General features: G+C 66.7%; 15 protein-coding genes and 2 tRNA genes. 13 read left to right on the top strand and 4 right to left on the bottom strand.

Annotation, left to right across the window (positions count from 1 at the left end; genetic code table 11):
* The first annotated feature begins 107 nt into the window (after nt 1-107).
* On the top strand, nt 108-932 hold the full coding sequence (locus IU448_RS20510) for a phosphoribosylaminoimidazolesuccinocarboxamide synthase (RefSeq protein WP_195057482.1): 825 nt from the start codon (nt 108-110) through the stop codon (nt 930-932).
* A gap of 66 nt (nt 933-998) precedes the next feature.
* On the opposite strand, the gene IU448_RS20505 is transcribed toward IU448_RS20510, so the two are convergent.
* Nucleotides 999-2,219: an NAD(P)/FAD-dependent oxidoreductase gene (locus IU448_RS20505; protein ID WP_195057265.1), complete on the bottom strand. Its 1,221-nt coding sequence runs from the start codon at nt 2,217-2,219 to the stop codon at nt 999-1,001.
* 182 nt (nt 2,220-2,401) lie between these two features.
* Between IU448_RS20505 and IU448_RS20500 the strand changes: the two genes are divergently transcribed.
* Nucleotides 2,402-3,049 carry a DsbA family protein gene (locus tag IU448_RS20500; RefSeq protein ID WP_195057264.1) on the top strand — a complete coding sequence of 216 codons (648 nt, stop codon included), beginning with the start codon at nt 2,402-2,404 and terminating at the stop codon, nt 3,047-3,049.
* A gap of 55 nt (nt 3,050-3,104) precedes the next feature.
* Here the strand turns inward: IU448_RS20500 and IU448_RS20495 are convergent, their stop codons facing one another.
* Nucleotides 3,105-4,145, bottom strand: a complete 1,041-nt coding sequence (locus IU448_RS20495) for a M48 family metallopeptidase (RefSeq protein WP_228813666.1) — start codon at nt 4,143-4,145, stop codon at nt 3,105-3,107.
* Nucleotides 4,146-4,262: 117 nt separating this feature from the next.
* Between IU448_RS20495 and IU448_RS20490 the strand changes: the two genes are divergently transcribed.
* Nucleotides 4,263-4,736: a ribose-5-phosphate isomerase gene (locus IU448_RS20490; protein ID WP_195057263.1), complete on the top strand. Its 474-nt coding sequence runs from the start codon at nt 4,263-4,265 to the stop codon at nt 4,734-4,736.
* 5 nt (nt 4,737-4,741) lie between these two features.
* On the top strand, nt 4,742-5,554 hold the full coding sequence (locus IU448_RS20485; protein ID WP_195057262.1) for an Fpg/Nei family DNA glycosylase: 813 nt from the start codon (nt 4,742-4,744) through the stop codon (nt 5,552-5,554).
* Nucleotides 5,555-5,573: 19 nt separating this feature from the next.
* Here the strand turns inward: IU448_RS20485 and IU448_RS20480 are convergent, their stop codons facing one another.
* Nucleotides 5,574-6,530 carry a GGDEF domain-containing protein gene (locus IU448_RS20480; RefSeq protein WP_195057261.1) on the bottom strand — a complete coding sequence of 319 codons (957 nt, stop codon included), beginning with the start codon at nt 6,528-6,530 and terminating at the stop codon, nt 5,574-5,576.
* 470 nt (nt 6,531-7,000) lie between these two features.
* Between IU448_RS20480 and IU448_RS20475 the strand changes: the two genes are divergently transcribed.
* Nucleotides 7,001-7,071, top strand: a tRNA-Gly gene (locus IU448_RS20475).
* Between the two features lie 35 nt (nt 7,072-7,106).
* Nucleotides 7,107-7,180 (top strand) — tRNA-Pro (locus tag IU448_RS20470).
* 40 nt (nt 7,181-7,220) lie between these two features.
* Here the strand turns inward: IU448_RS20470 and IU448_RS20465 are convergent.
* Nucleotides 7,221-8,000, bottom strand: coding sequence for a MerR family transcriptional regulator (locus tag IU448_RS20465; RefSeq protein WP_195057260.1), 780 nt, complete (start codon nt 7,998-8,000; stop codon nt 7,221-7,223).
* A 391-nt stretch (nt 8,001-8,391) separates the two neighbouring features.
* On the opposite strand from IU448_RS20465, the gene IU448_RS20460 reads away from it, so the two are divergent.
* From IU448_RS20460 to IU448_RS20430, 7 genes are all read left to right on the top strand, one after another.
* The gene (locus tag IU448_RS20460; protein WP_195057259.1) at nt 8,392-8,742 is read left to right on the top strand and encodes a hypothetical protein; all 351 of its coding nucleotides are present in this window, start codon (nt 8,392-8,394) and stop codon (nt 8,740-8,742) included.
* 43 nt (nt 8,743-8,785) lie between these two features.
* The gene (locus IU448_RS20455; RefSeq protein WP_195057258.1) at nt 8,786-9,688 is read left to right on the top strand and encodes an ROK family protein; all 903 of its coding nucleotides are present in this window, start codon (nt 8,786-8,788) and stop codon (nt 9,686-9,688) included.
* 359 nt (nt 9,689-10,047) lie between these two features.
* On the top strand, nt 10,048-11,193 hold the full coding sequence (locus IU448_RS20450) for a GAF domain-containing protein (protein ID WP_228813664.1): 1,146 nt from the start codon (nt 10,048-10,050) through the stop codon (nt 11,191-11,193).
* A gap of 72 nt (nt 11,194-11,265) precedes the next feature.
* Nucleotides 11,266-12,249, top strand: coding sequence for a conjugal transfer protein (locus IU448_RS20445; protein WP_280458813.1), 984 nt, complete (start codon nt 11,266-11,268; stop codon nt 12,247-12,249).
* A 15-nt stretch (nt 12,250-12,264) separates the two neighbouring features.
* On the top strand, nt 12,265-12,525 hold the full coding sequence (locus IU448_RS20440; RefSeq protein ID WP_195057257.1) for a hypothetical protein: 261 nt from the start codon (nt 12,265-12,267) through the stop codon (nt 12,523-12,525).
* Entirely contained in the window at nt 12,522-13,154 is a 633-nt protein-coding gene (locus IU448_RS20435; RefSeq protein ID WP_195057256.1) for a hypothetical protein, read from the top strand. The genes IU448_RS20440 and IU448_RS20435 overlap by 4 nt, the downstream gene beginning before the upstream one ends.
* Entirely contained in the window at nt 13,155-15,677 is a 2,523-nt protein-coding gene (locus IU448_RS20430) for an ATP-binding protein (protein WP_195057255.1), read from the top strand. It abuts the gene before it with no gap.
* Nucleotides 15,678-15,683 lie beyond the last annotated feature (6 nt).

The raw sequence follows: 15,683 nt of genomic DNA, 5'->3' as shown, positions 1-15,683 counted from the left end.
AGGTACGGGCACGAGCGCTGTCCACAATGCCACGTCGGTAAGGTTTGCTTGCAGTGAAGCCATTCGACTCGACGCCGGTCGAGGACCAGAAGATCGGAGCCGCAACCGTGAAGCATGTGCACGCCGGAAAGGTGCGCGACCTGTACACCGACGGTGACACGCTGCTGCTGGTGGCCTCGGACCGGGTCTCGGTGTACGACGTTTCGCTGCCCACGCCGATTCCGGACAAGGGCGCGCTGTTGACCCAGCTGTCGAACTGGTGGTTCGACTTCTTCGCCGATATCCCCAACCATGTGCTGTCCACCACCGATGTACCGGCGGAATTCGCCGGCCGGGCGGTGCGGGTGAAGCCGTTGAAGATGGTGCTGGTGGAATGTGTGGCGCGCGGATACCTGGTGGGGTCGGGGTGGAAGGAGTACCAGCGCAGCGGTTCGGTGTGCGGGGTGGCGCTACCGGCGGGCCTGCGCGAAGGTGACCGGCTGCCCGAGCCGATCTTCACACCCACCACGAAGGTCTCCGACACCGGTCACGACGAACCGATGACCTTCGACCAGGTGGTCGCTCAGGAGGGCCGCGAGATCGCCGAGCAGCTGCGCGACCGCACCCTCGATCTGTACGCCCGAGGGGCGGCGCATGCCGCCGAGCGGGGCGTCATAATCGCCGACACCAAGGTCGAATTCGGATGGGACGGCGACGTTCTCACCCTCGGAGACGAACTGCTGACCTCCGACTCGTCGCGTTTCTGGCCGGCTGCCGAATGGCAGCCGGGCCGTCCGCAGCCTTCGTTCGACAAACAGTTCGTCCGGGATTGGGCCACCTCCACCGGCTGGGACAAGGAACCGCCCGGCCCGCAGATCCCAGCCGATATCGTCGCCGCCACCAGGGACAAGTACGTCCAGGCCTACGAGCTGATCACCGGCCGCACCTGGTGAGGTGAGCACCGGGTCGCCGCCGGAAGAAACCGCGAGATTCCCGTCAGGCTGTTTGCGGGCGTGTGATCAGAGCGGGGCCGAGGTGTCGGCCAGCCGGTCCGGGTCCACCGGGTCGCCGGAGAGGATGAGTTCTTTGATGCGGTCGCCCACATCCCAGATGTTCACGTTCATCCCGGCCAGCACTCGCTGCTGCTCGTCCAGCCAGAACGCCACGAATTCGCGGCCGCCGAGATCGCCGCGTACGACAACCCGCTCGTAGTCGCCGGGGGCGGCGAAACCGGTGTATTCCATACCGAGGTCGTACTGGTCGGTGAAGAAGTAGGGGAGGCGGTCGTAGCCGGCGGCCTTACCGAGCATGGTCCGGGCGGCCGCTGCGGGCTGATTCAGCGCGTTCGCCCAGTGCTCCACCCGGATACGGCGGCGCAGTACGGGATGGTCCTGTTCCGCGATATCGCCGATCGCGACAATGTTCGGGTCGCTGCTGGTGAGTCCGGCGTCGACGAGAACGCCGGTGCCGGTGAGCAGGCCGGCCGATTCCGCGAGTTCGGTACGGGGGCGCGCGCCCACCGCGACCAGGACGGCGTCGGCATCGAACGTTGTACCGTCCGCCAACTGCACGCCGCTCGCCCGGCCGTCGGAAACAGTGATCTGCTCGACCCGCGCCTCGAACCGGAACTCGACGCCGTGCTCCCGGTGCAGGTCGGCGAATACCTCGCCCATCTCCGGCCCCAACGCCCCCAGCAGTGGCGTGGCCGCCTCTTCGACCACGGTGACGGCCACCCCGGCCGCGCGCGCCGCCGCGGTGACCTCGAGCCCGATCCAGCCCGCCCCGACGACCACCAGTCGGCGCGCGGTGCCGAACAGTTCGATCAGCGCATCGGATTCTTCGACCGTGCGCAGGGTGTACACGCCGGGCGCTTCGACGCCGGGGACGGGCAGCGACCGGGATGCGGCGCCGGTGGCCAGGGCGAGTTTGTCGTAGGGCAGGGTCGAACCGTCCGGCAGGGCGACCGTGCGGGCGGCCCGGTCGACGGCGGTGACCTCGGTACCCAGCAGCAGTTCCACATTGTGGTCCCGGTACCAGGCGGCGTCGGCGACGGTGAACTCGTCCAGGGTCTTCTTTCCGGCCAGGTACTCCTTCGACAGCGGCGGACGTTCGTAGGGCAGCCGGTTCTCCGCGCCGATGAGGGTGATATGGCCGTCGAAATCGTTGCCCCGCAACTCCTGTGCCAGTTTCGCGCCGGCCAGGCCGGCGCCGACGATCACGAAACGCTGTGCAGATGTCATGGACAGGACTCCCTTGTCGTGAGTTGTTCCAGCGACGATCCGAACCTCTGCGGCCAGCCTACTGACGCCGCCGGCCGATGATCGGCCGGATCGGGAACGAAAACGGCGCGGCGGCGGTTGCTCGGTGAGAAGCCGGGGCTGCGGCGCAGCGCCTGTCGACGATCGAGGGAGAGGAACCGTCCGTGACAGATACGGCCGATAAGAAGGACCTTGCCGAATTCTGGTTCGACCCACTGTGCCCGTGGTGCTGGATCACCTCCCGCTGGATTCTCGAGGTCGCGAAGGTTCGCGATATCGAGACCCGTTTCCGTGTGATGAGCCTGGCGGTGCTCAACGAAGGACGCGATCTGCCGCCGGAGTACCAGGAGTTGATGGCGAGCGGATGGGGCCCGGTGCGGGTCGCGATCGCCGCCGCCCAGCAGCACGGCGACGATATCCTGCCGGCGCTGTACACGGCCATGGGCACCCGGTTCCACGACCGCCGGTCCGAGTTCGAGAAGGACGGCGATCTCCGGGGCACCTTCGCGGCGATCCTCGCCGACGCGCTCGCCGAGGTCGGGTTGCCGGCCGAACTGGCGGCAGCCGCGGACAGCGGCGACTACGACGAGGCCCTGCGAGCCAGCCACCACGCCGGGATGGACAAAGTGGGCCCCGATGTCGGTACGCCGACCATCCATGTCAACGGTGTCGCGTTCTTCGGTCCGGTGCTCTCGCGGATTCCGCGGGGCGAGGAGGCGGGCAAACTCTGGGACGCGGTGGTCACACTGGCCGCCTACCCGCACTTCTTCGAGTTGAAGCGCACCCGGGACGAGGATCCGCAGTTCGACTGATCAGGCTGGTGACCGATTCCCCGCTTCCGGGCCGGAGTCGGTCACCGGGCCGCGGTCAGCGCGGGGTTTTCGACATGGTCACCGGCTCCCCGCCGGGTGGCCCCGGCGGGGGCACCGGGGTGAGTGGCCGGGACCTCGGTCCGGGCCGCCAGAACAGCCGGCCATGGCTGCTGCGGTCGCGCAGTGCCCACATCCGCCAGGTGAGTACCGGATGGGATGCCATGGCGTTCACCATCCAGACGAAGAAACCGCGTTCCTGGGCGGCCCGGTCGGCCATTTCGTCGAAACCCACCGCGGTATTGAGGTATTTTCCGGCCGCCAGGGTGCCCATCGCGGCCGCCGCGCCTTGCGGCCGATGGCAGTAGCCGTGGTTGTCGGCGGTGTACTCCTGCGACCGGATCAGCGAACTACCCAGGATCGGCAGGAACGGGACGAGGAACATCCCCAGCTGCCGCCAATAGGACGCGTGCCCGGCCGCGATATGACCGACCTCGTGACCGATGATGAACGCGAGCGCGTCCGGTTCGCGGGCGGCGCCGCTGATCTCGAACAGGTCGCTGTAGACCACCACGTACCGGCGGAATCCGTGGCCCGAGGCGAACGCGTTGATCTGCCCGTTCCCGAGTACGACGTAGGCGTCCGGTGCGGCGGCCATACCGAACCGGGCCGCGGCTTCCTGCACCATCCGGTAGCCCTCGGGGAACTGGGTCGGTGACATCTTCACGCCGTTGACCCGCTGCTGCGAATAGTTGAGCCCGCGGCCGAACCAGATCAGCAGGGGCGCTCCCACGAGGAACAGGATGTACTCGTTGACGGCGCCGAGGGCGAGCAGCAGAAAGGCCAGCAGATAGGCCGTTGCGGTGAACAACACCACAACGGTCAGCAGCGGGATCTCCCAGCTGTGCCGGGCGGGCATACCGAACGGCGACAGTCCACGCGGTTCGTGCGCCGGTCCCGGCGGTGGGGGATAAGCGGCCGGTAGGGACGCCGGAACGCCCGGACGGCCGGTGAGCCACGGGTAGGGGCCGGGTTCCGGCGGATTCGCGGCCCAGTCCGGCCCGGACCCGGACGGTTGCTGTGGGTCGTGCGGCTGCATACCCCGACTCTAAGGGGATTCTCGCCTTCGTCCGGCCGGGCAGAGACGGCCGACGGGCTCCGGTGGTGTGGCCTGCCCGCCGTCATCGGCCGTTTCCGGGCCTGACACAATCGCGGCATGCGCGTATACCTGGGTGCCGATCACGCTGGTTTCGAATTGAAGAACGCTGTCAAGGACCATCTCGAGAAGGCTGGTCACGAGGTCGTCGACTGTGGCGCTCTCGTCTACGACGCTCTCGACGACTACCCCGCCTTCTGCATCGAGGCGGCTCGTCGCACCGTCGCCGACCCCGGCAGTCTGGGACTGGTTTTCGGTGGGAGCGGTAACGGCGAGCAGATCGCCGCGAACAAGGTGCCCGGTGCGCGGTGCGCACTGGCCTGGAGTGTGGAAACCGCGCGGCTGGCCCGCGAACACAACAACGCCCAGCTGATCGGTATCGGTGGCCGGATGCATTCGCAGCAGGAGGCGTTGGAGATCGTGGACGCCTTCGTGGCGACCCCCTGGTCGGAGGAAGAGCGGCACCAGCGTCGGATCGATATCCTCGCCGCCTATGAGAAGACCGGCGAAGCGCCCGCGCTGCCTGCCTCCTGACGCGAGTGCCCGAGGGACACACGCTGCACCGGCTCGCCCGCCGGCACGAACGGCGCCTGGCCGGTGCGGTGGTGCGGGTGTCGAGCCCGCAGGGGAAGTTCGCGGCGGGGGCGGCCCGGGTCGACGGGCGCACCCTGCTGCGGTCGCAGGCGTGGGGCAAACATCTGCTGCACGAGTACGAGGGCGAACTGTTCGTCCACATCCATCTGGGGCTGTACGGGGCGTTCACCGAATCCGGTGTTCCGATGCCGGAACCGGTAGGGCAGGTCCGGATGCGGATGTACGGGCCCGGCCGTGACGGATCGGGGTTCGGTACCGATCTCCGCGGGCCGACGGCCTGCGAAATCCTGGCGCCGCCGGAGGTCGCCGCGCTCGTCGCCCGGCTCGGTCCCGACCCACTGCGGCCCGACGCCGATCCGGACCGGGCGTGGGCGCGGATCAGCCGCTCCCGGCGCAGTATCGGCTCCCTGCTCATGGACCAGGGAGTGATCGCGGGGGTCGGCAATGTGTACCGTGCGGAAGTGCTGTTCCGGCACGGTATTTCCCCGGCGCGACCCGGCGCCGAGATCAGCGCGGGCGAATGGTCGGCGCTGTGGGCGGATCTGGTCGAACTGATGCGGGTCGGGGTGCGCCGCGGAAAGATGCACGTGGTGCGTCCCGAGCACGATCACGGTGCGCCGTCCTATGCCGCGGACCGGCCCCGGACCTACGTCTACCGGCGAGCTGGCGAGCCCTGCCGCTGCTGTGCCGCGCCGGTGCGGCACAGCGTGCTGGAGGGCCGCAACCTGTTCTGGTGCGCCGGATGCCAGCCCGGCTGAGCCGGTCCGTTCGTCCCGTTCAGCCGGCCACCGCGGTATCGACCGCATCGCCGCCGGACTCGGCGCCGACATAGCGGCGTCCGCCCGCGGTTTTCGCCGAGTACATGGCCAGGTCGGCGCGGCGCAGCAGTTCGGCGAGCTCGGCGCGGTCCGCCGGTGGCGAATACGTGGTGCCGACGCTGGCCGACACCGGTACCGGCCCGGCCGCTGTCCACACCGAATCGTTGAGCGCGAGCACGATATTCGCGGCGAGTTCGGCGACGTTGTCCTTGTCGAGACCGGCGGCCAGTACGAACTCGTCCCCGCCGTAGCGGCAGACCACGGTGCCCGGCGGTGCTACCGCGCGCAGGCGTTGCGCGAGTTCGACCAGTACCTCGTCGCCGACGGCGTGGCCGTAGTTGTCGTTGATCTGCTTGAACCGGTCCAGATCCACCACCAGCAGCCCGACCCCGCGCTGCGGGTGATCGGCCATCTGCCGGACCCGTTTGCGTAGCAGGGTGCGGTTGGCCAGTCCGGTGAGCGCGTCATGGGTGGCTTCGTGTTCGAGCCGCTGCTGGAGGGCGGCGAATTCCCGGACCCGCTGTGTGGCCTCGTCGGAGAAGTTCTTCTTCTGCTGCGCCAGCGCCAGCTCCTGCAATGCCTGGGCGTAGCTATCGATGGCCTGGCTGGCCACCAGTGGCCACTGGGTCGCCACCAGGGAGCCGCGCGGGCCGGCGGGGAAGCCGAGCAGGGTGCGGGTCACCAGGGCGAGCATTCGGACCTGGTGCAGTGGTTCCGCGCACAGCCGTGCCCCGAGCCGGCGAGCGGCGCGAATCGGGAACGGATCGGACACCGTGAGCTCGAGCAACTGCTCGAGGATTTCGACGAGAACAGGTTCGATCTCGGCCGCGGTGATATCGGCATCGGGCTGGGCGCCCGCCGCCAGGGCCCATTCACGGGCGGTGGAACGGATGGGTGGCCGGTGCTCAGCAGGCATCGCGATCACCGCAGGCGGAGGTAATAGCGCCGCGAACGCGCGGCTCGGCTGCCGGGACCGCCCGGCTCTGTCGTACTGCTGTGCGGATGGTCGACCTTGTCGGGTGCACGCCACCGCCCCCTTTCCAGATACCCCGTCCGGCAAGAAGATCGTAGCAAGATGGTGGGGCCCGGTGACCTGTGTTCTAGAACAGGTTCTCGAACCCCGGAACAACAGCAATCTCTGGCATATCGCCCGGAATCCGCCTGCGTTACACACTTTCGGAGGAATTTTTCCTGGCACGGCGGTCGCCGGCTACCGGACCGTGTGGTCGATCGTGCCGGTTCGGGCTCGCCGGTTCACCGTCGGCAAGGGCTTCGGAACGGCGCGCCGGAACCCGGAACGGGGGCTGATTGGCGAAAAGAAAGTGGCATTCGGTACAGTCGCTCATGCACACGGTATCGTGGCGATCCCACCGCTGCCGTATGCATGCGGGTGTAGTTCAATGGTAGAACCTCAGCCTTCCAAGCTGATGGTGCGGGTTCGATTCCCGTCACCCGCTCTCCGAGACCGGAAGCCGCCCCTTCGGGGGTACTACGGGGTGTGGCGCAGCTTGGTAGCGCACCCGCTTTGGGAGCGGGTGGTCGCAGGTTCAAATCCTGTCACCCCGACATCTCTCGTGCCCATGCCCCCGTATCGGTCTTCGGCGGCTCAGCCACGTGCCCGGAACGGCTGCTTTCCGTTGGGCGCCGCGTCCCGGCGGATGGGGTAGGCGCGGGCCGGCTCGGGAGTTTCCACGGGTAGTTCGGCGCGGCGGCCGAACGCCTGGTCGATCAGCTCCGACGCGGCGCGGGTGACGATGAGGCGTGCGATGGCGAGATCGGTTTCCAGTTTGGTGCGGTCCTTGATATTTCGTTCGGACTGCTCGTAGCTCTTTCCGGCGAGGATATGGAAGATCTCGGCGGCGTACCGGTCGGCGATGCGATCGCAATCGGCGCGGAGGCGTTCGATGAGCTGGAACGTGGCGTTGGGAGGCAGGCCCGCATCGTCGAGGCGGGTGGCCAGATCGCTGCATCGCGGGTTGGTGACCCGGTAGACGTCGAACGGGTCGTCGCTGGCGGCAAGTGCCTGCTGTACGTATTCGGGTAGTTCGTAGGCCGGCTCCTCGGGCTCCGGCTGAGCCGGATGCTCCGGTGACGGGCGAGCGGAGGCGCTGGGGTTCTGATCGGTGACGCCCAGGACGTCGGCGAGGCCGTCACCGCGGTCCCAGGCGGCGAGCAACTCGCGGATACCGTTGAGTTTCATACCGCGGCCCAGCAATCGGCTGATGGTCTGCAACCGGTTCAGATGGTCCGATCCGTAGTAGCCGATACGTCCTCGGACATCGGGAGAGGGCAGCAACCCACGCTCGTGGTACACGCGGACACTGCGCACGGTGGTCTCGGCGGCCCGCGCCAGCTCGTCGATCGTGTACTCGGATTCGCCAGGCATACCTATAGGAAACCACAGTCGGGCCCGTAGTAGAACGGGACGTAATAAAACGCACCGCTATCCAACGGTCTAAACGTCGGAAAATTTGTCAACGTCCCGTTAATTGACGGTAAGCAGTCTTGTTAGCGGCCGAAGAGTGTTCTACGCTACGTGATGTAGCTGACACCAGCTGGTTTCCGGGGACTGTTGAGCAGCCCTGACGATCCGCCCGACCAACGGGACACGTAGGGGTTCATCCGGCGTGCCCTCGGCAGTTCCGGAGACGGTTATGACTATCACATCCACTTGTTCGCTCAGCGTGGTCTCACCTCGCTCGTCCAACCCTGCGCCGGCTCCGGCCGTGCCTGCATCCGGATCGAGGGGATCTGCGCAACATCCACCCTGTGCGGCGTTGCCGGACAGTTGGGATCTGGACTCGGGAAATCCGGAAGCGTGGCGTACAGCAATACGCACCTGCTATGGATGCCCTCTTTTCGATCAATGCAGCCGGCTTGCGCAGTCACTCATCGAGCGGGGCGATGCACCGCGAGCCATGATCTGGGCGGGCATCGCCTACGACAACTCGGGAAATATCATCGAGGATCTGGAGCGGCATCGCGCGGTTCCGGTCGACCACAAACGGCCGATGCGGATCATTCGCAATGGTCCCCGCCCGGCCTCGCACCAGCCCGCGGCGCCCGCGCCCAAGCGGCATATCGTGCTGGGCCGTCCGCTTCGACCGACCGAAACCATCGGTGCTTGACTATATTGCGGAGAAATTGCGTCCCTAGCACTGGTGGTTGCAGATGACAGTTCTGGCGTTGGAGATCGGTCCGACCCGGTTCGCGGCGATCGAGATCGCTGACGACGTCGGCCCGGAAGAAGTGAGACAGATCCCGATTCCGGAGAGGCAGGCATGGGAGCGGACCCGGGACCTGGTCCTGGAGGTTGCGGCGGGCCGGGACCTCACCGCGATCGGCATCGCCTCCGCCGGCCCCATCGATATGTCTTCGGGTGTCGTCGCCCCCGCGCACGTGCGGGACTGGCAGAGCGGGTTTCCGCTCGTGGAATCCGTGCAGAAGCTGTTTCCGGGCGCGCAGGTGGCGATGGCGCTCGACGGCGTCTGTCTTTCCTTGGCGGAACGGCATTTCGGCGGAACGCGGGAGGTCATGGACTCCCTCGCGATCTATATCTCCGAGACGATAATCGGCGGTGCGATGGTCGGCGGGTTCGTCGTGGTGGGACGCACCGGTAATGCCGGCCAGGTCGGGCACGTCCTTGTTCCGGGCTTCGACGATCCGTGCGCCTGTGGTGGCCGCGGCTGCCTCGAAGCCGTCGCCGGCGGTGGCGCGATGGTCCGCTGGGCGAATGGCGAGGGCTGGCCCGGCGCTTCGGTCGACGCCCTGGTGGCCGCCGCGCAGTCGGGTGAGCCGGTCGCGGTGAGCGCGATGGAGCGGGCGGGTACAGCGCTGGGCCGGGCGATCGCCTCGGTGGCCGCACTTCTGGATATCGACCGGGTGGTGGTCGGTGGACCGGTGGCCGCGAAGGGGTCGGCGTTGTGGAAGCCGCTGCAGAGTGCCGTCGCGATGCACGCGCGGCTACCGTCGCTGCCCGGGTTGCGCGCGCTCCCCTCGGAACTCGGCGATCTGGGCCTGCTGGCCGGTGCCGGTGTCCTGGCGCTGAGTACTCAGCAGCAACAGCAGAGTTGACGTTCGGCGCGGATCGGGAGTCGTCTAGTTCCGCGCCTGTCGGCCTGTCCTGCTCGGCTCGGCCGTTGCTCGTCTGTCGCGTATAGGCCGGTGACGCCGTACTGGTCGGAGGCGTCGCGGTGGATTGCCCACCGTCGCGCCTACCGGCTGATAGTTGGCAAATCGATTGTGTTACCCATGGTTTCATGATATTGCTGAACGCTCCCGCGCGTTCGTTATCGACGACGCTCCGGGTTTGCTGGAAGTCCAGCTCGGAATTTCAAAGGCACTGTTGAACGTGCCGCTGAATAACGGTACATTATCTCCTGCGGGCGTTGTCTCATTCGGGACACGCACCGCGGTGAGGCTGGACGCACGCGATGAGAGGGCGCGCAGTGATCCCCTGGGTGACGGTCGAAACATTGGCGCCGGAAGGTTTTTCGGTCGCCTCGGTGGGGGGTACTGCGCGCGATTTCGCCGATTGGCGCCGAGTGCTGCAGCGGCAACTCGCGCGGACCCCCGCGCTGTACGACGGGCTGACCACCCGGGATATCACCGAAGTCCTGCGGATATCGGTGGAGCAGGCAATCGATGTGGACCGGGCCTTCGCCACCAAAGCGGGACCGCACCGGTTGCTCGCCCGGCCGGTTTTCGGGCCCGCCGGCGATGTGCACGCGGTCCAGTGGTGGGCGGGCCCGGCCGCCGGACCGGCGCTGCCGCCCCCGACAGCGGTGGGCGCGACCTGGGAGCTGGACAGTCAGACTCTGGTGCAGCCGCCGGGTATCGCGACGCTGTCGGGGATGGCGCCGGAGGAGTACGCGCCGCGGATGTCGATCGCCGAATTCTTTCACCGGGTCACCGGATTCGATCGGCACGCGGAAGTGCTCGACCTGCTCTACCGGCCCGAGCCCGGCGGAAAACTCCAATTCGAGGCATCGATTCTGCGACCGGCCCGGCGAGCCACCCGGTGGCGGATCACGATACGGGCCCGGGACGACGAACGCGGTCGCGGCGCCTGGTGGCTGATCGAGGACATCACCTCCGACGAGGACCCGGCGGTATGGCCCACGCTGGAAAGCGTCGGGTTGCGGGAAGCACACCGGCGCGCCGGTAATCACCTGGCCGTTGTCCAGTTGGCTCACACGAGTATCTCGCATTGGCTGACCGATCCGGCTCCGTGGATGCGCTGGGACTACCTGTTCCGGCCGGTGGACGTTTTCCACCCCGGCGACCGGCTCCGGCTGGTGGAGCAGCACACCCGGGTGCGGGCCGGTGAGAGTGCCGAAACGACGATCCGCACGCTCAACTACAACGGCGGCTATACGCCGACCTCGTTGCTGCTCTACCCGTATCCGGGGTTCTCGAACCGGGAGTTGGCGATAGCGCATATGACACGGGCGGGAGAGGAGATCCCGGCGGCGGAGAACGGCGCGGCCGGGGGCGCCGGGGGGTGCGGCCCTGTCGGGTACGACGATCAACTGCGGCACTGGCTGGCCGTGCGGCCGCAGCACAGTTCGGTCAACTGACGATGCTCAGGTCCCCAGTGGTGGGAAGTGTTGGGTCGTTCGGGTCCTGGCGGGCTACCTACCATTTCGGGAGTGAGGACTGGGGCTGCCGGAAGCGCCGATTCGGGCGAGGCGCTGCTGCGCCGTATGACCGCGCGGCGCCGTCGTGACAACGCGGTCGTCGTGGTGCTGGCGGTGCTCGCCGTCCTCGGTGGTGGGCACGCCGTCTACGACTTCTTCGTGCCGGCCCCGCAACCGCCGGGAGACGAGGCCATGGTCACCGTTTCCGGGCATGTCCGGCTCGCCGGCGCGTTCGCCGAGGAGTTCGTCGAAACGTACCTGGCCGCCTCGTCCGGCGATCAGGAGACGCTCGCACGTTTCATCGACGGCACCCGGGAGATCTCGCTCCCCAAAACGGGGCAGCAGGTGTCGGATCCAATCGTCGTCTATCAAACGCGCACCTTGGTCCACGGCACGGTGCAGGTCTGGTCGGTGACGGTGTCGGTTCGCGTGGGCCGGAACGGAATCCGCCAGTACTACCGGGTGCCGGTCTCGGTATCGGAAGGCAGCCTGCGGGCGCTCACACTGCCCGCGGCGGTGGAACCCCCCGGGATCGGTGCCGATCTGGCCCAGGCGTATTCGGCACCGTGCGGGGAGGAAACCGCGCTGGCGCAGGTGGCCACCGGATTCCTGGGCGCGTATCTGGCAGGTAAAGGAGATGTCGCCCGCTACGTGACGGTGAACTCCGGTATCGCCGCATTGCAACCTGCCCAGTTCTCCGATATCGCTGCCGTATCGGTGAGCGCCGAAGACAACCACTGCGGTACCGAGGGCTCCACCGCTCGTGTACTCGCCACCGTGACACCGAAAGCGACCACCGGTAGCGCACCGACGCTGGCCTATCCGCTCACGATGGTGCGCGGCGAAGGCCAGTGGCAGGTTCAGGCGATCGATATGCTGCCCGCGCTGCGTGAGCCGTTGTCGGTCGTCGCGCGGCAGGGGGAGGAACCAGGTGCCGCGGACGCCACCCCCACGCCGACGACCGTCGCGCAGATCCCGCCGGCCACCCAGAACTGAAATCGAGGCGACACCATGACCAACATCACCAATATCCTGTACGGCTTCTTGGTTGCCTTCCGGTTCGGGGGGATAATCGTGGTCACCATGGTGGCGATGGGCGTCCTGGTCTCCGAGGCCGCGAAATCCAAGCTTTCGCCGGCGAAGATCGTCGGGGTGACCTTGTCGGGGCTGCTGGCAGCGGTGGCCTTCTGGATGCTTCCGACGTTGGTGAACTATGCCCGCAGCGACGCGAATATCATCGTCCCGGATCATCCGGTCGGTGGCTATCGATGACCCAAACCCAGGTCGTGAAGGTCTTCACGCCGATCAAACGTGTTCCCATCGTGATCGGCAAGGCTCAGAACGGCCAGAAGTTACCGTTCGGGCCCTATACCCTGCCGCAGGTGGCGGGGGTGGCCGTCGCCCTGTTGATCAGCGCGGTGGCGGCCATGACCCTGCCGGCCAATCCGGCGATAACCTTCCTCGTAGGCCTCGCGTTCACTGTCGTGATCGGTTTCGGGCTGGGCCTGATCCCGTACACCGGGGTGCGGTTGACCTCTCGCGTTTTCTGGGTCGGGCGGCTGATATTCGATCCGAAACCGGTCTCGGCATCGGGTATGCCGGTGACCGCCGAATCGGGCCGGCTCACTTCGTTCATCGAGGAGACCGTAGTGGTCATCCTGCCGGAAAGTGCTTCGGCCGCGCGCGCCGCCCCCAGCGCCGATCCCATGGCGACTCCGTTCCAGCAGTTGTTCGAGCGGCGCCGTGTCTCGGACCGGGACGAGCAGCCCGGCTCGTCCTCGTCCGGACGAGTTCTCGCGCCGGCCGCCCCCGCGTCGTCGAACTGGCGATCGATGACCACCGGTAACGGGGTGAAGGTCAAGAGCATCAGAGAGCGAGCAACGAACGGAGCCAGAGGTTAGATGGGGTTCAACCGAGACCTTCAACCCACCGCTGCCATCCGCGGGCATCTGCAGTTCACCCATGCGGGCCTGGTGACGGCTACCTACTTCATCAATCCTCTCGGCTATGGGCTGCGTAAGGCCAGTGACAAGTTCGATGTGAAGATGGCGCATCATGCGCTGATCAACAACTTGCCCAACGGTTCGCTGCTGCTGGGTATCCAGGCGCGCCAGAACACCATCGATGTCCTGAGCAAAATGGTCGAGGGCATCGATCTCGACGAATGCGAAGACTATGCCGACGAGGTGGTCGCCTCGTTCGAACGGGTGCGCGCTATCAATCCGCTGACACGGATCTATCTGCTGTCGATTCCGGTGGGTGCGGCCGCGACCAGCGGAATTTCGGCCTTGTCCCGGATGTGGCGGGGGAGTACCACCACCATCGATGCCACGGCGCTGTCCCGGGCGGATCTGGAGAAGTACGACGAAGAGGCGAACGAGATCCTTTCCCGGATCGGGTACGACTTCGAGCCCACCCCGGTACCCGCGGCGATGTTCCAGTGGCTGTGGGAGCACTATCTGGCGCGAGGTGCCGTCAACGATCCGGTAGCCCCCACACGGATCGGCGCTCTCGATGACGCGACCGCCGCCGTTTTCCGGTCGGCAGCGCTGGACGAAGGGGCGCGTGCCGACGAAAATCGCCGGCTGCGGCCGTCGTTCGTGCCGGTGATCAAAATTGTGCAGCCCGATTCCGGTTACCGTCCCTCGTATCAGGCGATGCTCACCCCGCGGTCGTTCCCCTACGGCGGAATGGCCTTTCCGGGCGGCAGCGAATTCCTCACGGTGCTGGAAGGGCTCGGCGATGTGACCGTCGATTGGGGTATGCGGGTTTCCACCAAATCCGCCGACGCCGTGCTCAAGAACAACGAGATCAACCTGCGCCGGCTCGGTGAGCAGATGGACCAGCGCGACCAGGAAGTCTCCTTCGCGCAGAACACGTTGATGTCGAAAGCGCAGATGCTGGGCGAATACAACCAGCATTTCGAGGTGAACGGCGGTGAATCCGAGGTCTCTTTCACCACGGTCATCGCCGTCGGCGGGGCCACGCAGGATGCAACCATGGACGCGGTCAACATCCTGCGCCGGCGTTACAAACGGTTCCAGGTGGAGATGACCGCACCGGTCGGCGCGCAGGTGGATCTGTGGTCCATGCTGGTGCCCGGAAGTCCGCCCCGGCGAGCGTTCGACGATTTCGCACATATCGTCCCCTCCGATATGTGGGCCGGTTTCGTGCCGTTCACCACCAATCAGATCGGCGACGACAGCGGGCCCGTGATCGGGATCAATCTGCTGTCGGGCAATTTCGAGCCGATTCACTTCGGGATCATGGAAGCGGCGTTGCACGATCTGTCCGCTTCGTTCGCGGTTACCGGAGAGCTGGGATCGGGTAAATCCTACTTCCTGAAATTGATCGCTGTGCTCGTACACGATATGGGCGGCCAGTTCCTCGCGATCGATCGCAGTCAGGTCGGAGAGTGGGAACATTTCGCCGCCTCGATCGACGATGCGGTCATCATCGACCTCGCGAACCCGTCGGTATCGCTGGACCCGTTGCGGCTGTTCGATCCCCGGGTGGCGGGCGAACGCACACTCGATTCGGTGCTGCCGCTGCTGGATCTCTCTCCCACCTCCGGATCCGGTGCCGCCATCAGCGGCCTGCTCTCACCGAAAGGAATGGAACAGCATCGCATCCGCAGCCTGCTCGACCTGTACAAGGTGGTCTGCCGGTTGCGGGACGAACCGGGCGAACTGGACGAATACGCGGACCTGGCAGCGCGTCTCGGCACCATCGTCGAACGCGTTCCGGTGCTGTTCGACCCGAATCTGCGACCGGTGCGCCTCGACGCGGCCGCCACGGTGGTGCGCAGTCATAAACTGGCATTGCCGAGCGCGGAGGAACTCACCACCCCGCACCTGTACAACCGGCTACCGCTGACCAAACGCCTGGGCACCGCCCTGTACGAACTCGTGGGCGTCACCGCGCGCGAGGCGTTCCTCTCCGACAACGGCCGATTCGGATTGTTGGTCGGCGACGAGGCACATCATTTCACCCAGACACAGGTCGGGTCGGCGGTCACCTCGGATTTCAGCCGGGACGGACGTAAGCATCTGGCGGCCATCGGCTTGGCCTCGCACGATCCGGCCACCGACTTCCAAGGGGCCGCGCACAATCTGATCCCCAACCGGTTCGTGTTCCGGCAACGTGACGAAACTCTGGCCCGCAACAGTCTCGAATGGCTCGGAGTGGACCTGGAAGAGGCGCCGTTCCTGCTGTCGATTCTGCGCGAAGAGACCTCGCCCCCGGTCGGAGTGGGCCGGCAGGTGCCCGAAGAGCGCCGCGGCGAGATGTTCATGCGGGACGCGTTGAACCGGATCGGCCGCGGTAAGGTGCTCGGCCCCGCTCGGCCGGACAGGGGCGCGGCCATCACCAGTACGCCGACTGCCACGGGCCATGCCGAGCGAGAGCCGGAGGTGGTGCGATGATCGGCC

Source organism: Nocardia flavorosea (genome assembly GCF_015477805.1).
Taxonomy (GTDB): Bacteria; Actinomycetota; Actinomycetes; order Mycobacteriales; family Mycobacteriaceae; genus Nocardia; species Nocardia flavorosea_A.
Note: the sequence above shows the minus strand (reverse complement) of the source record. Positions and strands in the feature narration are given on the sequence as shown.

Coding starts and splice junctions, on each gene's coding strand:
- IU448_RS20505 (WP_195057265.1), bottom strand. CDS start 2,219: ATGACATCTGCACAGCGTTTCGTGATCGTCGGCGCCGGCCTGGCCGGC.
- IU448_RS20495 (WP_228813666.1), bottom strand. CDS start 4,145: ATGCAGCCGCACGACCCACAGCAACCGTCCGGGTCCGGGCCGGACTGG.
- IU448_RS20490 (WP_195057263.1), top strand. CDS start 4,263: ATGCGCGTATACCTGGGTGCCGATCACGCTGGTTTCGAATTGAAGAAC.
- IU448_RS20480 (WP_195057261.1), bottom strand. CDS start 6,530: ATGCCTGCTGAGCACCGGCCACCCATCCGTTCCACCGCCCGTGAATGG.
- IU448_RS20465 (WP_195057260.1), bottom strand. CDS start 8,000: ATGCCTGGCGAATCCGAGTACACGATCGACGAGCTGGCGCGGGCCGCC.
- IU448_RS20455 (WP_195057258.1), top strand. CDS start 8,786: ATGACAGTTCTGGCGTTGGAGATCGGTCCGACCCGGTTCGCGGCGATC.
- IU448_RS20450 (WP_228813664.1), top strand. CDS start 10,048: ATGAGAGGGCGCGCAGTGATCCCCTGGGTGACGGTCGAAACATTGGCG.
- IU448_RS20440 (WP_195057257.1), top strand. CDS start 12,265: ATGACCAACATCACCAATATCCTGTACGGCTTCTTGGTTGCCTTCCGG.
- IU448_RS20435 (WP_195057256.1), top strand. CDS start 12,522: ATGACCCAAACCCAGGTCGTGAAGGTCTTCACGCCGATCAAACGTGTT.
- IU448_RS20430 (WP_195057255.1), top strand. CDS start 13,155: ATGGGGTTCAACCGAGACCTTCAACCCACCGCTGCCATCCGCGGGCAT.